This window comes from Nocardiopsis sp. NPDC049922 (assembly GCF_040660275.1).
GTDB lineage: Bacteria > Actinomycetota > Actinomycetes > Streptosporangiales > Streptosporangiaceae > Nocardiopsis.
Genome location: NZ_JBFAME010000003.1, coordinates 183,824 through 202,179, shown reverse-complemented (window position 1 = coordinate 202,179; position 18,356 = coordinate 183,824). Strand labels below are relative to the sequence as shown.

Annotated in this window: 14 protein-coding genes; 6 read left to right on the top strand and 8 right to left on the bottom strand. The window is 74.0% G+C overall.

Annotation, left to right across the window (positions count from 1 at the left end; genetic code table 11):
- The first annotated feature begins 186 nt into the window (after nt 1-186).
- The 3 genes from AB0I72_RS07540 to AB0I72_RS07530 all read left to right on the top strand — a co-directional run bounded on the left by AB0I72_RS07540 (nt 187) and on the right by AB0I72_RS07530 (nt 4,291).
- Nucleotides 187-1,524 carry a multidrug effflux MFS transporter gene (locus AB0I72_RS07540; RefSeq protein WP_358564103.1) on the top strand — a complete coding sequence of 446 codons (1,338 nt, stop codon included), beginning with the start codon at nt 187-189 and terminating at the stop codon, nt 1,522-1,524.
- A gap of 238 nt (nt 1,525-1,762) precedes the next feature.
- Nucleotides 1,763-2,272, top strand: a complete 510-nt coding sequence (locus AB0I72_RS07535; RefSeq protein ID WP_358564101.1) for a pyridoxamine 5'-phosphate oxidase family protein — start codon at nt 1,763-1,765, stop codon at nt 2,270-2,272.
- A 1,104-nt stretch (nt 2,273-3,376) separates the two neighbouring features.
- Nucleotides 3,377-4,291, top strand: coding sequence for a ketopantoate reductase family protein (locus AB0I72_RS07530; RefSeq protein WP_358564099.1), 915 nt, complete (start codon nt 3,377-3,379; stop codon nt 4,289-4,291).
- Here the strand turns inward: AB0I72_RS07530 and AB0I72_RS07525 are convergent.
- Nucleotides 4,288-5,481 (bottom strand): sulfotransferase, encoded by a 1,194-nt coding sequence (locus tag AB0I72_RS07525; RefSeq protein ID WP_358564097.1) that lies wholly within the window; start codon nt 5,479-5,481, stop codon nt 4,288-4,290. The two genes, AB0I72_RS07530 and AB0I72_RS07525, sit on opposite strands and share 4 nt — an antisense overlap.
- A 154-nt stretch (nt 5,482-5,635) precedes the next feature.
- Between AB0I72_RS07525 and AB0I72_RS07520 the strand changes: the two genes are divergently transcribed.
- Nucleotides 5,636-8,107 carry a PEP/pyruvate-binding domain-containing protein gene (locus tag AB0I72_RS07520; RefSeq protein WP_358564095.1) on the top strand — a complete coding sequence of 824 codons (2,472 nt, stop codon included), beginning with the start codon at nt 5,636-5,638 and terminating at the stop codon, nt 8,105-8,107.
- Here AB0I72_RS07520 and AB0I72_RS07515 read toward each other — a convergent pair.
- The gene (locus AB0I72_RS07515; protein ID WP_358564093.1) at nt 8,061-9,128 is read right to left on the bottom strand and encodes a DUF2293 domain-containing protein; all 1,068 of its coding nucleotides are present in this window, start codon (nt 9,126-9,128) and stop codon (nt 8,061-8,063) included. The two genes, AB0I72_RS07520 and AB0I72_RS07515, sit on opposite strands and share 47 nt — an antisense overlap.
- A 301-nt stretch (nt 9,129-9,429) precedes the next feature.
- Between AB0I72_RS07515 and AB0I72_RS07510 the strand changes: the two genes are divergently transcribed.
- Together AB0I72_RS07510 and AB0I72_RS07505 are read left to right on the top strand one after the other, a co-directional pair.
- Entirely contained in the window at nt 9,430-9,531 is a 102-nt protein-coding gene (locus AB0I72_RS07510) for a cittilin family RiPP precursor (RefSeq protein ID WP_358564091.1), read from the top strand.
- A gap of 38 nt (nt 9,532-9,569) precedes the next feature.
- Complete coding sequence (locus AB0I72_RS07505) at nt 9,570-10,907, top strand: cytochrome P450 (RefSeq protein ID WP_358564089.1); 1,338 nt, start codon at nt 9,570-9,572, stop codon at nt 10,905-10,907.
- A gap of 45 nt (nt 10,908-10,952) precedes the next feature.
- Here AB0I72_RS07505 and AB0I72_RS07500 read toward each other — a convergent pair whose 3' ends face one another.
- The 6 genes from AB0I72_RS07500 to AB0I72_RS07475 all read right to left on the bottom strand — a co-directional run bounded on the left by AB0I72_RS07500 (nt 10,953) and on the right by AB0I72_RS07475 (nt 18,206).
- Complete coding sequence (locus AB0I72_RS07500) at nt 10,953-11,786, bottom strand: methyltransferase domain-containing protein (protein ID WP_358564087.1); 834 nt, start codon at nt 11,784-11,786, stop codon at nt 10,953-10,955.
- Nucleotides 11,787-11,887: 101 nt separating this feature from the next.
- Entirely contained in the window at nt 11,888-13,909 is a 2,022-nt protein-coding gene (locus tag AB0I72_RS07495; RefSeq protein ID WP_358564085.1) for a PhoX family phosphatase, read from the bottom strand.
- Between the two features lie 280 nt (nt 13,910-14,189).
- Nucleotides 14,190-15,125 carry an ADP-ribosylglycohydrolase family protein gene (locus AB0I72_RS07490; RefSeq protein WP_358564083.1) on the bottom strand — a complete coding sequence of 312 codons (936 nt, stop codon included), beginning with the start codon at nt 15,123-15,125 and terminating at the stop codon, nt 14,190-14,192.
- A gap of 20 nt (nt 15,126-15,145) precedes the next feature.
- Entirely contained in the window at nt 15,146-16,006 is an 861-nt protein-coding gene (locus AB0I72_RS07485; RefSeq protein WP_358564081.1) for an ABC transporter ATP-binding protein, read from the bottom strand.
- Complete coding sequence (locus tag AB0I72_RS07480) at nt 16,003-17,109, bottom strand: iron chelate uptake ABC transporter family permease subunit (protein WP_358564079.1); 1,107 nt, start codon at nt 17,107-17,109, stop codon at nt 16,003-16,005. Before AB0I72_RS07480 ends, AB0I72_RS07485 begins: the two co-directional genes overlap by 4 nt.
- On the bottom strand, nt 17,106-18,206 hold the full coding sequence (locus tag AB0I72_RS07475) for an iron ABC transporter permease (RefSeq protein ID WP_358564077.1): 1,101 nt from the start codon (nt 18,204-18,206) through the stop codon (nt 17,106-17,108). The genes AB0I72_RS07480 and AB0I72_RS07475 overlap by 4 nt, the downstream gene beginning before the upstream one ends.
- Between the last annotated feature and the right edge of the window lie 150 nt (nt 18,207-18,356).

Genomic DNA, 18,356 nt, shown 5'->3' with positions numbered 1-18,356 from the left:
TCGCGACGCGTGGCGGTGATCACGCGGATCGGCGCGTGTGACGGGGACTCACCGCCCCGGGCACCGTGTTGGACGCGGGTGGCACCGCCGTGAGCGGTGTTCGACGGCGCTCCGCCCGAAGGCGGTTCTCGGCGCCCCCGCACGCGACGCGTCGCATCCTCGTCCCGCCCCGCGCTGGAGCCTTCCATGACCCTGCTTTCCGCACGCCCGGAACACCGTCCCGCCGCATCCGTCGACCGGCCGGTCCCCGCCCCGACCGGCGGGCCCGGCGTCCCCCACCCCGCCCCGTCGCACCCGGCGCCACGCTCGGCGCCGCACCCGCGCCGCCACGTGGCGCTGCTCGTGCTCGTCCTCGGGGTGCTGTCGGCGATCGGCCCGCTGGCCACCGACCTCTACCTGCCCGCGCTGCCGGACATCGCCGCCGACCTGGGCACCAGCGAGGCCAGCGTCAAGCTCACCCTGACCTCCGTGATGGTCGGCCTGGCCCTGGGCCAGCTCGTGGCGGGCCCCCTCAGCGACCGCTGGGGGCGGCGGGTGCCGCTGCTGGTCGGCATGGCGGTGTTCACCGCGGCCACCTTCGGGTGCGTGCTGGTGACCGGCGTGGAGGCGTTCGTGGCACTGCGGTTCGCGCAGGGGCTGTCGGCCGCCGCCGGACTCGTCGTCTCGCGCGCCGTGGTCCGCGACGTGTTCGAGGGCGACGCGGCGGCCACGTTCTTCTCCCGGCTCGTCCTGCTGGCCGGGCTCGCCCCGATGCTCGGGCCGGTCCTGGGCGGTCAGCTGCTCGTCCTGGGCCCCTGGCAGCTGATCTTCACGGCGCTGGGCGTGGTGGGCCTGGCCACGCTCGCTCTGGTCTTCCTCGCCCTGCCGGAGAGCCTGCCCGCCGACCGCAGGGAGCGGACGAGCGCCGCCGCCCAGCTGCGGCTCTTCGGTCGGCTGCTGCGCGACGTCCGGTTCGCCGGGCCCACGCTCACCCTGGCGCTGAGCTTCGGGATGAGCTTCACCTACATCTCCGCGTTCTCCTTCGTGTCCCAGTCGCGGTTCGACGCCACCCCGCAGCAGTTCAGCCTCGTGTTCGCGGTGACCACGCTCGGCATGATCATCGGCAACCAGGTCAACGTCGCCCTGGTACGCCGCGTGGAGATCCACCGGCGGCTGGCGCTGGGCCTGGTCGGGTCCCTGGCCTCGGTCGCCGCGCTGCCGCTGCTGGAGGCCACCGGTCTGGCCGGTCTGGTCACCGTGACCGCCGCGCTGTTCGCCATGATGGTCTGCACCGGGCTGGTCTCCCCGAACGCGACCGCGCTCGCCCTGAACGGCCAGCCGCCGCGCGTGGCGGGGAGCGGTTCGGCGCTGCTGGGGACGGTGCAGTTCGGCCTCGGCTCCGCGCTGGCGGCCACGGCGGGCCTGGGCGGCCCGGTGACGCTGTCGAGCATGGCCGCCGTCATGGTCGCCACCGCCGCGGGCGCGCTCGTCGTCTTCGGCGTCTTCGGCGTCTCCACGTTCCTCGTCCACCGGCGGGAGCGCTGACGGGTGGGGGTAGCCGACGGGTGGGGGGAGCCGACGGGTGGGGGGAGCCGACTGGTGGGGGGAGCCGACTGGTGGGGGCGCTGATCGGCGGAGGCAGGCAACCGGTGGGGGCACTGACGAGTGGGGGCGCTGATCGGCGGAGGTAGCCGACCGACGCGCCCGGCGTGGATCCCCGAGGGGGTCGCTCCCACGGTCTAGCGTGGTCCGCACACCCCGAAGCGACCGCGAAGGAGTCCCCGTGACACCCCAGACCCCCCGCGCCGAGGCCCTGACGGGCGGCGCGCCCGGATCGTGGGCGGAGATCCTGCCCCTCCTGGAGAGCTGCACCGGCACGTACTGGCTGTCGGTCCCCCACGCCGACCAGCGCCCGCACACCCGGCCGGTGCTCGCGGTGTGGGTGTCCGGCCAACCGTGGTTCGCCTCGGGCGAGGGCACGGTCAAGGCGGGGCTGCTGTCGGCCGCGCCCCAGGTGAGCCTGGCCTTCCAGGCGGGCGGCATGGACCTGGTGGTGGAGGGTTCGGCGCAGCGGGTGGCGGACCGCGACCGCGTGCGCCGCGTCGCCCGCGCCTACGCCGAGCGGTATGGCTGGGCTCCGGCGGCCGGTGACGGGGAGCTGACCGGTGCGGAGGGGGCGCCGACCGCCGGTCCCCCGCCGTACGCGGTGTACACGGTCGTGCCGACGACGGTCTACGCCTTCCCCTTCGACGACGCGACGCACGGCCCCACCCGGTGGCGGTTCGATCCCTGAACGAGGAGGCCGGAGCGCCGGAGGGCCAGAGTGCCGGAAGGCCAGAGCGCCGGGTTCGGGGCTGGTTCGGGGCTGGAAATCCGTTTCTACGCGGAATGTTCGGTCCTGTGAGCCTCAGCGCCTGGCAGGCCGCCTGACGGGCCGTGGGGCTCAGGCCGCGATTTCCGAGAACTGCTCTGTTACAGCGCCGTTCGCGCCGTTCGCGCCGCAATTCCCCGGCCCGTCCGCACCCCCTGTGGTGGCCGGGGCGGTCGTACCGTCCCTAGCCCCCTGTGGCTGAGCGGGCAGGGGTGTTTTTCCACCCCCCTGGAGTGGACGGGGTGGTTGTGCCATCCTTAGCCCCCTGGGGTGACCGGGGTGGTCGGGTGTCCGGCTGGCCCCCTGTGGTGGGGCGAGCGGGGAGGCTTCCGCGAACCCCCTTGTAGTGACCGGGGCGGTCGGGTGTCCCCAACCCTCTGGAGTGCTGTAGCGGTCAGGTGTCCGGCCAACCCCCCTGTGGTGGGGCGAGCGGGGACGCTTCCGCGAACCCCCTTGGGGTGACCGAGGCGGTCGGGTGTCCCCAGCCCCCTGTGGTGGGGCGTCCAAGGATGATGACCGCCCAACCCCCCTGTGGTGATCGGGACGGTCACGTGTCCCCAGCCCCCTTCGGTGACGGACGTGCGGACCTGTGTGGGGCCTGGGGCCGGTGGTCCCTGAACCGTCCACCCCCCGCTCCTGGGGCCGGGGGTGTCATCACTTCGGAATCACGTTTCCAGGTGGTGGCCGTGTCCTGCATATCTGTGGAGGGCAAATGGCGGGTGTGGGTGAGGGACCTCGCCCTCCGGAACGAATTCGCTCCGCGAACACGCCCTCCGGGTCGAGCCACACCCCCAGCGGTGACCGGGACAGCACGAGACCAACCCCAACCCCCTACGGACCCGAGAACCGGACAACCCAACCCCCCTTGGGTGAGTCGGGGCGATCACGGTGTCCGTTCAACCCCCCTGTGGTTGGCCGAGCGGGGGCGGTCGCCCCTCTGGTGTTGGACGGGGCGGATGTCCCTTGCGGAGAGACGTCCCGTCGTCGTACGTTGTGCGGCGCTGACCGACGAACGGTGGGAGAACCATGCGGATTCTGGTCGTGGGCGCGGGTGCGCTCGGAGGGTACTTCGGCGCGTGCCTGGCACGTGCCGGTCGCGACGTCGACTTCCTCGTCCGCCCGGCGCGCGCCGAGGTGCTGCGCGAACGCGGCCTGCGCGTCCGTGACCTGGACGGCCGGGTGGAGAGCACGCCGGTGTCGGCGATCACCGCCGACCGGCTCGGCGCGGACTACGACCTCGTGCTGCTGGCGGTGAAGTCCTACGGCCTGGACGCCGCGATCAAGGACCTGTCCCCCGCCGTGGGTCCGCGCACCGTGGTCCTGCCCTTCCTCAACGGCATGCGCCACGTCGACGCCCTGGTCGACCGGTTCGGCGCCGACCGCGTGTACGGCGGGGTCGGGCTGGTGCAGACGCGCCTGGGCTCGGAGGGCGAGGTCGAGCGGGTCGGTGACCTGGCCGAGCTGGTCTACGGACCGCTGTCCGACACCCCCGTTCTCCCTCTGGAGGAGGTGCACGCGGCCCTGGACGGCGCCGGGTTCGCCACGACGCCCACCCCCGCCATCCGGCAGCGCATGTGGGAGAAGTGGGTGTTCCTGGCCACCCTGGGCGCCTGCACCTGCCTCATGCGCGGCACGATCGGGTCGGTCAACCGTGCTCCCGGCGGCGCCGAGTTCACCTCCGCGATGACCGACGAGGCCGTCGCGATCGCCACCGCGTCGGGGTTCCCGCCGGGCGAGGAGTTCCTGCGCTGGGCCCGGTCGGTCATCTCCGACACCACCGCCACCACCAGCACCACGCTGTACTGGGACCTGACACACGGCAACCCGGTGGAGGCCGACCACATCATCGGCGACCTGGTCCACCGCGCCCGCGAGCTGGGCGTGTCCGCGCCCCTGTTCTCCCTGGCCCACACGCACCTGAGCGTGTACGCGGAGGCTTAGTCGAACGCGGCGCGCACCCGGTCGGGGTCGAGTCCGTAGCGGTCCAGCCCGTACCGGTGCCCGCCCGGGTCCTTCCTGCGGTCGCGCCGGGTGTAGGCGAGCGTCCGGGCGCGGGACTCGGCGTCGAAGTCCCCGCCCATGCGCCGCCAGAGCCGTTCGGCCGTCCCGACCGGGTCGGCGGTCAGTTCGCCGTAGGGCATGTCGAGGAAGCGTTCGGGGTCGTGGGCGCGGCGGACCGCCCTGGCCCGCTCCGCGCCCCGCGACCAGATCTCCAGCCACTCCCGGCCGATCCACCGCGGGTCCACGTCGGCGCAGTACACCCTCATCCCGGCCTCGGCCAGACTGCCCCACGACGCCATGGCGAGCGCCGGGTCGCGGTCGGTCAGCACCACCGTGGCGTCGGGGAAGACCGTGAGCAGGGCGTCCAGGGTCAGCAGGTGGAACGGCGACTTGAGCACCCAGCGCCGCCGCGGCTTCTTCCACTGCAACGCCTGGAGCTGCCGCCTGAGGTGGAGGTAGTCGGGCACGGCGTCGCGCCGCTCGAACCACGCCCGGTAGCCGGGGACGGGCGCGCGCACGTGGTGGCTCAGACTGTGTGGGAGGGCGAAGACGCACTCCTCCGGTTCGAGCGGGTGCATCGGGTGGATGGTCTGGAAGCCGGGGATCATGGCGTCCATGGACCGGACCAGGGTGCGCGCCGTGGCCAGGCGCTGGCGTCGGCTCTGGGTGCGCTCCCCCGGCCTGCCGGTGTCGGGGACGGGGCTCCACAGCTCCCAGAGCTTGGGGGCGCGCGCGTCCGTGTGCTGGGCGAGGAGCCCGTGTCCGAAGGTGGTGCCGGTCCTGGGCAGGCCCGTGATGACCACCGGCCGGTCGATCGGTTCGTCGGCGACCTCCGGGTGGACGTCGAGGAGGTGGAGCACGCGCAGGCGCGTCTCCAGGCGTCGGCTGATCTCGGCCTGGACGCTGATCCGGCCGATCGGGGTGAGGTCGGGGACCGCGTGCCAGGCCTCGTGCAGGACGCGCAGGTCGGACAGGAAGGGCTCGTCGGGGAGCCAGGGCAGTCCGCTGCGCCGGGAGGCGGCGCGCATCGCGGCGTCGAAGGACCGTTCGGGCGAGCGTGGCGGCCTCCCGGCCGCCGGGGCGATCAGGGTGTTGACCGGGTGCACCCACCACTGGAGGCGAACGTTCACGCGGGGTCCTTCCGCTCTCGGGCCGGACGAGGCACCACGATTCGACCATGCCGGAACAGACGTCGCAAAGGCCGTGCTCAGGTGGTCGCGCGTCCCTGGACGGGCGCGGCGCGGGGGCGTAGGTTGGTCGCGCATCACTCGCGGAGGTTTCGGGATGAACGTGATCGGACTGGACCGGGTCGACGCGGGGATGGTCGGGACGGTGGGCGGCAAGGCCGCCGGTCTCGGTGAGATGATCGCGTCGGGCGAGCGGGTGCCGCCGGGCTTCTGCCTGACCGCCGAGGCGCACGCGTCCGGGACGGTTCCCGCCGACGAACTCGCCGCCGCCTACGAGCGGCTGGGCGGCGGACCGGTCGCCGTGCGCTCCAGCGCCACGGCCGAGGACCTGCCCGACGCCAGTTTCGCCGGGCAGCAGGACACCGTGCTCGACGTGCGCGGGGACGCCGCCCTCGTCGAGGCCGTGCGCCGGTGTTGGGCGTCGATGGACTCCGAGCGCGCGGTCGCCTACCGGGAGGCCGCCGGAATCGACCGCGCGGACACGCACATGGCGGTCGTCGTGCAGCGCATGGTCGACGCGACGGTCGCGGGGGTCCTGTTCACCGCCGACCCGCTCACCGGCAGCCGGTCCCGGATGGTCGTGGACGCCGCCCCCGGCCCGGGCACGGCCGTGGTGGACGGAAGCGTCACCCCCGACCACCACGTGCTGGTGGACGGCGAACCGGCCGCCGCGATCGAGGGCGGGTGCCTGACCGCGGCGCGACTGGAGGAACTGCGCGCGGCGGGCAGGCGGCTGGCGGAGCACTTCGGCTCCCCGCAGGACGTGGAGTGGGCCTACGACGCCGACGGCGTCCTGTGGCTGCTCCAGTCCCGGCCGATCACCACCCTCTTCCCCCTGCCCCCGGACACCGGGAAGCCGGGCCCGCGCCTGTACCTGGAGGTCGGGCACATGCAGGGCATGCTCCGGCCGTTCACCCCCATGGGCATGGACTGCTTGACGCGCATCTGGGTGAGGTGGTGCTCGCTCCACGGCATCGAGGTGGATCCCCGTGAGGGGGCTTCGCTCCTCACCCCCGTCGGAGGACGCCTCTACCTGGACCTCACCGACGCCATGCGCAGCGCGCCCGTGCGCGGACGGCTCCCCCAGGCGATGGAGATCTACGGTCCGCGGGTCAGGCGCGCGATCGAGCACCTCCTGGACGACCCGGGGTTCGCCCCGCGCCCGGGTCTGCCCTTCGCCCCGGGTCCCGCCCTGAGGTTGGCCGCGCGGATCCTGCCGACCACCGTGGCGCACATCGCCGCGACGATCGCCCGTCCGGAGAGGGCCAGGGCCCGGGTGGCCCGCGCGCTCCGGGACTTTCGGAACCAGCCCCGTCCCGGCCCGGAGGCCACCGCCGCCGAGCGGTTCGCCTTCGTCAGCGAGGACGCCTACGCCCCCATCCTGGGCGCCCCCATGATGGCCGTGATCTGGCCGACCTTCGCCGGGATCATCCTCGGCACGCTCCCCTCGGCCCTCCTCCACGGCGTGGCCAGCGCGGACGAGCTCGACGCCGTCCTCGGCGGGATGCCGCACAACGTCACCACGGAGATGGACCTGGCCCTGTGGCGGGTGGCCGGGAACGCGGACGATCACCGCGCGCTCTTCCTGGGGACCGACCCGGCCGAGCTCACCGACCTGTACCGCCGGGGCGCACTGCCCGACATCGGTCTGGCGGACTTCCTGGACGTGTACGGCCACCGCGCCGCGGCCGAGGTCGACATCGGCGTGCCGCGTTGGGCGGAGGACCCCTCCCCGCTGTTCGCCACCATCGCCAACTACCTGCGGGTGGACGACCCCGATCAGGCCCCCGACCGCAGGTTCGACGAGGCCGCGCTGCGGGCCCGCAGGACGATCAGCGAACTGTCGCTGCGCGGGCGCGCCAGGCGCCCGGTCCGCGGACGGATCGCCTCCTTCGCCATGCGCCGGTCGCGCCAGCTCACCGGGTCGCGCGAGCTCGCCAAGTTCTCCTGGCTCATCCCGTTCGCCGAGATGCGCCGCCAACTCCTGCTCATCGGCGAGGACCTCGTGCGGCGGGGCCCGCTGGAGCGGGCCGACGACGTCATGTTCCTGACGTTGGACGAGGTGCGCGCGGCCGTGCACGAGGGGGCGGACCACCGTTCCCTCGTCACCGCACGCCGCGCCGTCCACGACCGTGAGGTGAGGCGGCCGAGCGTCCCGGCCCTGCTGATGTCCGACGGCACCGACGTGGAGGCGATCCTGCCGCGCCCGGAGACCGAGGAGGGGACGCTGCCAGGGACGCCCGCGGCGGCCGGTCGGGCCACCGGGCGGGCGCGGGTGGTCCGCGACCCGTCCGGCGCGCACGTCGAGCCCGGGGAGATCCTGGTCGCGCCGACGACCGACCCCGGGTGGACGCCGCTGTTCATGACGGCGGCCGGGCTGGTGACCGAGACCGGCTCCCCCGTCGCGCACGGCCCCACGGTGGCGCGCGAGTACGGGATCCCCGCCGTCATCTGCGTGCGGGACGCCACACGGGAGATCCGGACCGGCCAGGTGATCACGATCGACGGCACGGCGGGCACGGTCACCGTGGAGTCGGACGGGCCCACCCGGCCAGGACGCGGTCGATAACGTCGGCGATCCGCGCCCTGGCCTCCTCCCGGGGCACGCCCTCCATGAGCAGCCGGTCGTAGGGCGTGTCCTCGTGCCGGACGGAGGCCACGACCGCGCGGCGCACCGCCCCGGGGTCGAGGTCGCGCCCGGCGGCCGAGCGCCCCACCCGACCGCTGCCGCGCGCCCCCGCGTGCTCGGCGATGCGCCGGGCGCGGTCGTGGGGGCAGCCGGGGAGGAGCCGGGTGATCTCGGCGGCGAAGCGCTCCTGGAAGACCACGTCCTGGGCGGCCCTGCGCACGGCGTCGCGTTCGCGGCGGCGGGCGCGGGCGTCGTCGTCGGCCAGGCACTGTTCCTCGGCCGTGGCCAGGGCGCGTTCCTCGACGAGCAGGCCGAGGCGGCGGAAGCGGCGGCGTGAGGGGACCCAGCGCACCACCACGGCCGACAGCACGCTCTCCTTCCTCGCGCGGCGGGTCAGGGTGGCGTCCCCGGCGGGCAGGAACTCCAGGTGGTCCAGGTCCACGCAGGTCAGGCAGTGCGGCGCGCCGTCCTCGACCAGCTGCGGGCCCTCTCCGGTCAGCCCGCAGGACGCGCACTCCCACGGTCCGGCCGCCTCCTGGACCTCTAGGTCGGGAACCTTCACGCGGCGCCGCTCCGCACGGCCGCGCTGGGCGGCGGTCGCGGTCGGGGAGACCCAGTGGCCGCGGAACCCGCGTTCGTCGTCCGGGTCGGCGTCGGCGGTGAAGCGCAGTTCCCTGCGGTCGCGTGCCGCGGCCGGGTACTCGCCCTCGCGCCGTTCCATCCCCTGTTCCGCCGCCCAGGCGGTGAGCAGTCCGATCGCGGCGCGCTGGGTGTCCAGCGGCGCCTGGACCAGCTCCTGGAGGGCGTCGACCCGGCCTTGGCGCCAGGTGTCCACCGCCCGGTCGGTGACCCAGCCCAACGCGGTGAAGGTGTCCAGGACCGACACCGCTCCGCTCCGCGCGACGGCCGCGTCGGCGGCCGCCACCACCCGGCGCCCCAGCCTGGTCCCCAGATCGGCCACGTTCGTCCGTCCCTCCGCGCTCGTCCGCCCCAGCGGGGCACCACCCTAGCGCCACCCTGAGCCCTGGACACCGGGCGCCGACGACCCGGGTCAGGTGAACACGGTGTCACCTCTCGGACCCGAATTCCGGACAGTCGCCCACCGGTGGCGGGACGGCGCAGATCAGGGAGGCCGCACTCCCCCTGCCGCCATGTCCACACCACCCGGGCGACAGGGCCGCCTCACTCCTCGGACAGTTGTTCGCCAGAACGGCGCTCGGTAGATTCCGCCGTTATCCGGACCCGTACGGGTCCGGAAACGAGTGGAAGGGACCCGCCCCGTGAAGAGAGTCGCCTACCGCATCGCCGCCAGGCTCGGCCTCGTCGACGACCAGCGCCTGACCGCCCCCTACATCTACTACTAGGCCTGAACCTTGGAGGATCGGACTCCAGGACCCGTGCCGTGGACGCGGCGCGGGTCCGCCCCGTGGCGGGGGCGCACACCGTGACGGCCTCCCCGACCGTTCCGGGGCGTACTCCCCCCGGCCCGCGCGACGGGCGCGGCACCGCCAACGTCGCCGACTACGCCGTCGACCCGCTCGGCTTCCTCACCCGCGCGGCACGCGAACACGGCGACGTGGTCGCGCTCACCCCCTCCAACGTCCTGCTCGCCCACCCCGACGACATCGGCCGCGTCCTCGTCGACCGAGGCGAGACCGTCATCAAGCTCCGGCCGGGCGCCCGCCGTCGGGGCGGGACGGGGTTCCCGCTCGCCACGATGAACAGTGAGGGAGCCGACTGGGAGCGCAAGCGCGCCCGCCTGCGGCCCGCGTTCCGCAGCGGGCGGCTGGACGACCTGGAGGACGCGGCGCGCGAGGCGGTCGCGCGTCTGGTCGACACCTGGCACGACGGTCAGGAGATCGACGTGCACGAGGCGATGTCCGACCTGGCCATGCGGGTCGGCGCCGAGCACATCGCCGGTCGGGAACTGGGATCGCGCGGGCGGGCCCTGTCCGACGCGGTGGGGGCGATCATGCGACTGACCTCGGCTCCGCGCCTGCCCCGCTGGGTGCCGACCCCGGTCAACCTGGAGCTGCGCCGTTCGCTGCGGGCCCTGGACCGGGTGCTGGCGGAACTGGTCGACGAGCACCGACCCGACGGAGGGACCACGGCGCTGGGCCGGTTGCTGGAGGCCGATCCCCCACCGCCGTTCGCGGAGGTCCGCGACGAGCTGGCGACACTGTTGATGTCCGGCTACGAGACCACGGCCGACGCCCTGACCTGGCTGTTCTTCGCCCTGGGCGGGGACGCCGAGGCGGACGGGCGGGTGGCCGAGGGCGGGCGCCCCGGCGGAGAGGGGACGGGCTTCGCCGGGGCGGCCGCCAAGGAGGCCATGCGGCTGTACCCGCCCGCGTGGGTGATGAGCCGCGAGACCGTGCGCCCCTTCGAGGCGGGCGGCTACACGCTGCCCGCCGGGACGGTGCTGGGGCTGAGCCAGTGGGTGACCCACCGGGACGAGCGGTGGTTCGCCGAGCCCGCGTCCTTCCGTCCGCGACGCTGGCTGGACGGCGGCGGCCCCGCCCACCGCTACGCGTTCTTCCCGTTCGGCGGGGGTCAGCGCGGCTGTGTCGGGGCCGCGATGGCCCTGCGCGAGGTCGAGGTGATCGCCTCGGCGCTGCGGGCGCGCGTGCGGTTGGAGCTGGTCGGACCCGAGCGGGTGCGGCCCCGTCCGGCGCTCGCGCTCCAGCCCGTGGGCGTGCGGGCCGTCGTGCGGCGAGAGCGCCCGATCCCGGCGCCGTGAGCGCGACCGGGCGGGCGTCGAGGGCCGACCACCCGCCCCGGCCACCTACGAGGCGGGTGCCTCCTCGGTCGGCTTGGCCGCGCTGACCAGGAAGAACGGGATCGCGACGAACAGCCGTCCGTGCTCGGCCCGGTCCTGCTGGTCGAGCGTCCACTCCTCGGCCCGCTCCTCGCTGACGGCTCCCTCGGTCACGGCGGCCTGAGCCATGCCCAGCAGCAGGCCGAGGACGTCGCGGTCGGTGAAGGTCAGGACGCGGCCCTCGACGCGCACCCGCTCGAACCCTGCGTCCAGCAGCAGCGCCCGCTGGCTCCGCGGCGCGCGCGGGGCGGGCAGGCCGTCGGCGCTGGCGTGGACGATCACGCGCGTGGTGTCGGGGTGGTCGGAGTCGATGACGTAGGCGTCCCAGTCCTGTCCCGCCAGGACCAGGCGGCCGCCCGGTGCGAGCACGCGGTGGGCCTCGGCCAGGGCGCGGGCCGGGTCGTCGAGGACGTGGTAGACCTTCTCCGCCCGGTAGCGGTGCACGGAGCCGTCGGGGAAGGGCAGCTCGTAGGCGCCGGCCTCGCGCAGCTCCAGGTCGGGTCGGCGACCACGGGCGTGGGCGAGCATGCGCGGGTCCGGGTCGACCCCGACCGCCGCCGACCCGAGGTCGGCGAGCTCCGCGACCGCGCGGCCGGAGCCGCACCCGACATCGACCACGGAGACGCCGGGCCTGATGCCGAGCAGCTCCATGATCCGGGCGCGCAGGTCCCGGGCGTCGGGCCGTTGGTCGAAGAGGTCGAGGCGGGCGATGAGCCGGTCGGTCGCCTCGGCGGAGTCGGAGACGGGGTCGGCGTCGACGAAGTCGGTGTCGCCGTCGGGGGCGGAGGGGTCGGTGGCCATGGGCCATTCTGCGGACAACCCGAACACGGTTGTCAACACCGCTCGGGGAACGTGGCCGGGCCCGGCCACCGACCGTGCGGTGACCGGGCCCGGAACCCGGACTATCTGCCGACGTCGCGGCGGCGGGAGTGCCAGATGCACACGACCGACGGACGCGGGAAGTCGCCGTCGGGCCAGGTGCTGGTGGGCGCGTCGAACGAACCGCCGTCACCGGGGTGCTGCGGCGCCAGGAAGACGGTCTTGTTGTCCGGAGTGACGAACGGACCGCAGGCCTCGGCGTCCACGGGGACGGTGGCGAAGGTCTTGAGCTCGCCGCGGAAGCGGCCCTCGACGGGCACCACGTGCAGGGCGTCGTTGTAGCCCAGGCTGCCGGGCTGGCCGTCCGTGGAGATCCACAGGTTGCCCTGGGCGTCGAAGGTGAGGTTGTCCGGGGCGGAGATCGGCATGACCTTGGACTTGTCGAAGCCCGCGAAGTAGGTGTCGTCGTCCTCGGGGTCGCCGCAGATGATGGGCACGTTCCAGGTGAAGGAGGTCGCCGCGGCGTCGTCGTTGGCCTCGATGATCTCCAGGATGTGCCCGTAGCGGTTGGGGCCGCGCGGGTTGGGCTCGTCGGCCTGGCCGGGCTCGCGGGCGGAGTTGTTGGTCAGCGCGCAGTAGACCTTGCCGGTGACCGGGCTGGCCTCGAAGTCCTCGGGCCGGTCCATCTTGGTCGCGCCCGCGGCGTCGGCGGCCAGGCGGGTGTGCACGAGCACCTCGGCGACGCTGAAGCCGTCGACGAAGCTCTCGGTGGCGTCGCACAGCGGGATCCACTCGCCGGTGCCGTCGAACTCGCCGTCGGAGGGCAGCGCGCCGGAGCCGTCGATCTCCTCGGCGGGGCTGTTGCCCTCCAGGCGCGCCACGTACAGGGTGCCCGAGTCGAGCAGGGTGAGGTTGTGGCGGCGGGAGCCCTCGACGTATTGGCCGTCGCTGACGAACTTGTACATGTAGTCGAAGCGCTCGTCGTCACCCATGTAGACGGCGACGCGGCCGTCCTCGGTCAGGCGGGTGTTGGCGCCCTCGTGCTTGAAGCGGCCGAGCATGGTGCGCTTGACGGGGGCGGACTCCGGGTCGAGCGGGTCGATCTCGACGACGTACCCGAACCGGTTGGCCTCGTTGGGGTGCTTGGACAGGTCGAAGCGCTCGTCGACCCGGTCCCAGCGGCGGCTCGACGCGCGGGCGCGCAGGCCGTAGCGGTCGGTCTCGGGGGTGCCGGGGGCGGAGCCGAAGTACTGGTTGAAGTTCTCCTCGGCGCTGAGGAAGGTGCCCCACGGCGTCATGCCGCCCGAGCAGTTGTTGAGCATGCCGAGGACCTCGGTGCCCGCCGGGTCGGCCTCGGTGCGCAGCAGCTCGTGACCGGCCGCCGGGCCCGCGATGCGGAAGGGCGTGGTCGCGGTGATGCGGCGGTTGAAGGGGCGCTCGCCCCCGGCGAGCCGCCACTGGCCGGTGCGGCCCACCCGCTCCAGCTCCACGATCGAGCCGCCGTGCGCGGCCATGGCGATCCGGATGAGCTCGGGGTCGGCCGCGTCGCCGCCGGGGTACCCGGCGAACATGATGTCCTCGTTGGTGTACTCGTGGTTCACCCACAGCAGGGCGCGGTCGTCGTCGAGCTCGTGGAAGCCGACGTAGTCGCAGTTGTAGCCGAACTGCTGCGCCTGGGCCTCGGCGGTCTGGTTGTGGATGTCGAACTCGGGGGCGCCGGGCACGACCGGGTCGCCCCAGCGGATGATGACGTGCTGCTCGTACCCCCGGGGGATGGTGAGCTGGTCGTCGTTGTTGGGGAGCACGCTGCGGAACGTGGCGCGGGGGTTGCGCTTGGGGCGGTTCGGGCCGCGGTCGGCGTGGGCGGGGCTCAGGGCGGCGAACCCGAGCGCTCCGGCGCCGGCGGTGATCGCGCTGGTCCGGAGCGCGGCGCGCCGGGAGACCACCTTCTGGAAGATGTCGCCGAAGTAGGCGTTGTCGCTGGTGTTGGGGGCGGGGTGGAAACAGGCGTCATCGCAGCGCAGTCGGCACGTCGCGCGGGATCGCCCACCGCCGACCTGTCCGATCAGCGGCAGCGGGCGGCGGTGGGGCGCGGACTCGGACACACGTTCTCCTCGGGATCGTGACGGCTCCCGCGCGCCGCACCCGGGCGGGGAACCGGGGGCTGGCGCGAAGGACGATGCTGGTCAACCGGCGGACGGGCCGCCGACCGGTCTCGACCCTGGCCGAGGTTCCACACGCGGTGGTGAAACCAGGGTGAACGCCCCTACAACTCCAGCTCATCCCTGAGTGGGTCGGGTTGGGGGCACCCACGGTCGACACGAAACGTGATCATGTCCTACCGGAGCGTCCCGCGCCAGACCCCCTCGGGCCGTGTCCCGCGCGCTAGGTCCGGGGCTCCGCGGCGTCGTGGCCGGACGCGACGGCCCCCACCCACGCGGGGAGGGGCTCGCAGCTCGACGACCAGCGGTCGGGCAGACCCGACCGGCCCGAGCGGGCCGCCACGACGCCCCCGGCGATCGCGCACGTGGTGTCCCGGTCGCCCAGACCCGCGACCGTGGTCCACAGTGCCTCGGTCAGGTCGTCGGGGTGTCCGGCCGCGCACCACAGCGCGAACGGCACGGTGTCTGCGGCCGACAGCCCGTCGCCGCTCCCGAGCGTGGCGGCGGCGTGCTCCGGTGAGATGCCCGGGGCCAGCCGAGCGGCGCGGAGCAGCCCGGAGCGCACCTTCGACGGTTCGAGTCCTCCGGCGACCCGGTCGAGGAAGGAACGGCGGTCGGGGGCGGGTCGTCCGCGACCGCGGACGGCGAGGGCCGCCGCGAGCGCGACCGCCACGGCGCCCGCGACGGCCTCATGGTGGGTGTGGGTCACGACGGCGGAGCGGGCCGCCTCCCGGGTGGCACGGTCGAGGTCGTCGGCGAAGTACGCGCCCAGGGGCGCGACCCGCATCGCCGCGCCGTTGCCGTGCGAACCCTCACCGCCGAACTGGCCCGCGGCGAGCCCGCGCCAGGGTTCGCCGTCGCCGATCCGGCGCAGCAGACGGTTCATGGACGGCCCGTAGCCCCGCCCGGGGTCGTAGCGGCCCGCGAAGTCCTCGGCCAGGCGGTCCTGGTCGATCCGGCCGTACTCGACGAGGACCCCGACCACGGACAGCGCCATGGCGGTGTCGTCGGTCCAGTGCCACACGGGGTCGGCCAGCCACCGGGCGGCGACGGCCTCCGCTGCCCGCCCCTCCGCGAGGAAGTACTGGTCGCCGAACGCGTCCCCCACGGCCAGCCCGCGCAGGCTGCGCACGGCCCGGTCCACCCGGCGCTGCTCCATTCCGGTGCCTCCTCGACGGTCTAGGACACCTTCCCACTCCGCCCCACGGGCACGACCATCGGCCCCCCGGCCACCGGGTCCTCCACGACCACGGCCTCCAGCCCGAACGCCTCCGCCAGCAGATCCGGCGTCAGCACCTCGGTCGGCGCCCCGCTGGCCACCACCCTGCCCTCGCGCATGGCGATGATGGTGTCGGCGTAGCGGGCGGCCAGGTTGAGGTCGTGCAGCACCATGACGATCGTCCGCCCGCCCTGCTGGTGCAGGTCGCGGACCAGGTCCAGCACGTCGACCTGGTGGACGAGGTCCAGGAAGGTGGTGGGCTCGTCCAGCAGCAGCAGGTCGGTGCCCTGCGCGAGCACCATCGAGATCCACGCCCGCTGGCGCTGCCCGCCCGACAGCTCGTCCAACGGCGTGTCGGCCAGCTCCAGCAGACCGGTCTGGGCCAGTGCGTCGGCGACGGCGCGGTGGTCGTCCCCCGACCACTGCCGGTACCAGCGCTGGGCGGGGTGGCGGCCCCGGGCGACGAGGTCGGCGACGGTCAGCCCGTCGGGGGCGGTCGGCTGCTGCGGCAGGATCCCCAGGACCTGGGCGACCTCCCGGGTGGGGGCGCGGTGGATGTCGCGCCCGTCGAGTTCGACCACGCCCGCGCGGGGGCGCATGAGCCGCCCGAGGGCGCGCAGCATCGTGGACTTGCCGCACCCGTTGGGGCCGATGACGCAGGTGATGGTGCCCTCGACGATGTCGGCGTCCAGGTCGTCGACGATGGTGCGGTCGTCGTAGGCGAGGGTCAGGCCGCGGGCGCTGAGCCGGGCCCGGGCGCCGGGGTCGGGCTGGACGGCGGGGGCGTCGACGCGCGTGGGGTTGCTGGAGGTCGTGGTCAAGCCTGGACCTTTCGGTTGCCGCGGACGAGGAGGTAGATGAGGTAGAGGGCGCCCAGGCTGCCGGTGACCACGCCCACGGGGAGCTGGATGGTCGCGAACAGGTTCCGGGCGATGAGGTCGGCCCCGCACACGAGCCCCGCCCCGACCAGGGCGGACAGCAGGACCGGCGGTCGGGGCGCACGGGCCAGCCGCAGGGCGATCTGCGGCGAGGCCAGGGCGACGAAGAGGACGGGGCCGGCGGCCGAGGTGCCGAAGGCGGCGAGCAGCACCGCCAGGACCAGGAGTCCGGTCCGGGCCCGTTCCACGCGCACGCCCAGTCCCCGGGCCACGTCGTCGCCGTAGGCCAGGGCGTCCAGGGTGCGGGCCATGATCAGGGCGGCGGGCAGGCACACGAGCAGGGCCAGGGCGACGGGGACCGCGTTCGGCCAGGTGCGCATGGTGAGGCTGCCCGCGATCCACACCATGGCGCGGCCGCTGTCGCTGACCTCGCCGAGGGTGAGCATCCACAGGGTGACGTTCATCAGGACCGCGGACATGCCCACGCCGACCAGGAGCAGCCGGTAGCCGTCCACGCCCGAACGCCAGGCCAGCGCGTAGCACAGGGCCCCGGCCGCCAGGCCGCTCGCCAGGGCGACGGCGGGCACGCCGATGTCGGAGAGGGGGCCGGTGACGATGCCGTAGCTGCCGCCGAAGGCCATGACCGCGACCACGCCCGCGCTCGCGCCGTGGGTGACGCCGAGCAGGTCGGGGCTGGCCAGGGGGTTGCGCATGATCGTCTGGGTGATGGCGCCGGCGGCGGCCAGGGCGGCCCCGGCGAGCAGGCCGACCACGACGCGGGGCATGCGCACCCGCCAGATGGTGAAGTACTGGTCACTACTTGTGCCGACGACGTTGGCCCACACCTCGGGGATGGAGACCGGGGTGTCGCCCATGGCCAGGTTGAGGCTGACCAGGACGAGGATGGCCGCGCAGGTCAGGAGGGAGACCGTGAGCGCCCTCGGGCGCACGGGGAGCGCGACCGGTCCCACGCGCAGGGCGCGCACGGTGCGCGGGAGCGCGGGCGTCGGGGTGCGGGGGTCGGTGGGGACGAGGGTGGAACTCATAGGGTGAGCAGCCTCCTGCGTCGGACGACGTAGATGAAGAAGGGGGCGCCCAGGAGGGCGAGCACCACACCGACCTGGAGTTCCCCGGGCGGGGCCAGGAAGCGGCCGAGGACGTCGGCGGCCATGAGCAGGATGGCGCCGAGCAGCGCGGAGTAGGGCAGCAGCCAGCGGTGGTCGGAGCCGACCACCGCCCGGGCCAGGTGCGGGACGATGAGTCCGACGAAGGCGATGGGGCCGCAGGCGGCGACGGTCACGCCGGTGAGCAGGGTGATGGCGACCAGGCCGGTGACCCGGGCCCACCCGACGCGGAAGCCCAGGGCGCGGGCGGTGTCCTCGCCCAGGGCCAGGGCGTTGAGGGCACGCGCGTTGACCAGGGCCAGGACGACGCCGACGACCACGAACGGGATCATCTGGGGGATGACCGAGGGGTCACGGCCGGTGAGCGAGCCCACCCGCCAGAAGCGGAAGTTGTCCATGGTGGCCTGGTCGAGCAGGACGACCCCGGAGACCAGCGAGTACATCAGCCAGCTCACCGCGGTTCCGGCCAGGGCCAGGGTGATGGGTGTGGGTCCGCGACCGGGCACGGAGCCGATGAGGTAGACGACCACGACCGCGATCCCGGCGCCCCCGAACGCCAGCCACGACTGGGTGCGCAGGTCGGAGATGCCGAGGAAGTAGATCCCCAGGACCACCGCGAAGGCCGCGCCGAAGGTGACGCCGAGGATGCTGGGGTCGCCCAGGGGGTTGCGCGTGTGCCCCTGCATGAGCGCGCCGCCCAGGCCGAGGCTGATCCCGGCGAGCAGTCCGAGCGCGGTGCGGGGCAGGCGGATCTCGTTGACGATGATGTTGGCCTCGTCACCGGCCGCGTGGGACAGCGCCTGCCAGACGGTGCCGGGGTCGAGTGTGCGCGCTCCGATCAGGACGCTGCTCAGCGCCGCGAGCGCGAGCACCGCGACGAGCAGGCCCAGACCGGCGAGGCGGCGGGCGCGGCGGGCGCCGATCACCCCCGTGCGCGGAGGGTCGTCGGCGCCGGGGGTGGCGGGGCTCCCGGCCGTGGTGACGGGGCCGACCGTTGCGGCCCCGGGGGTGTCACTCACCCACTGCTCCCCTCATGACGAGAGCCAGGTAAACCTAACTTAGGTTTGCCTAGCCATACGATGATGATCTAAGTTTGCCACGTCCCAGCCTGGGACAACACATCGTCGGCGACAGTGCTGCCCCCGTTCGCACGGTCGCGAGGACGTGTC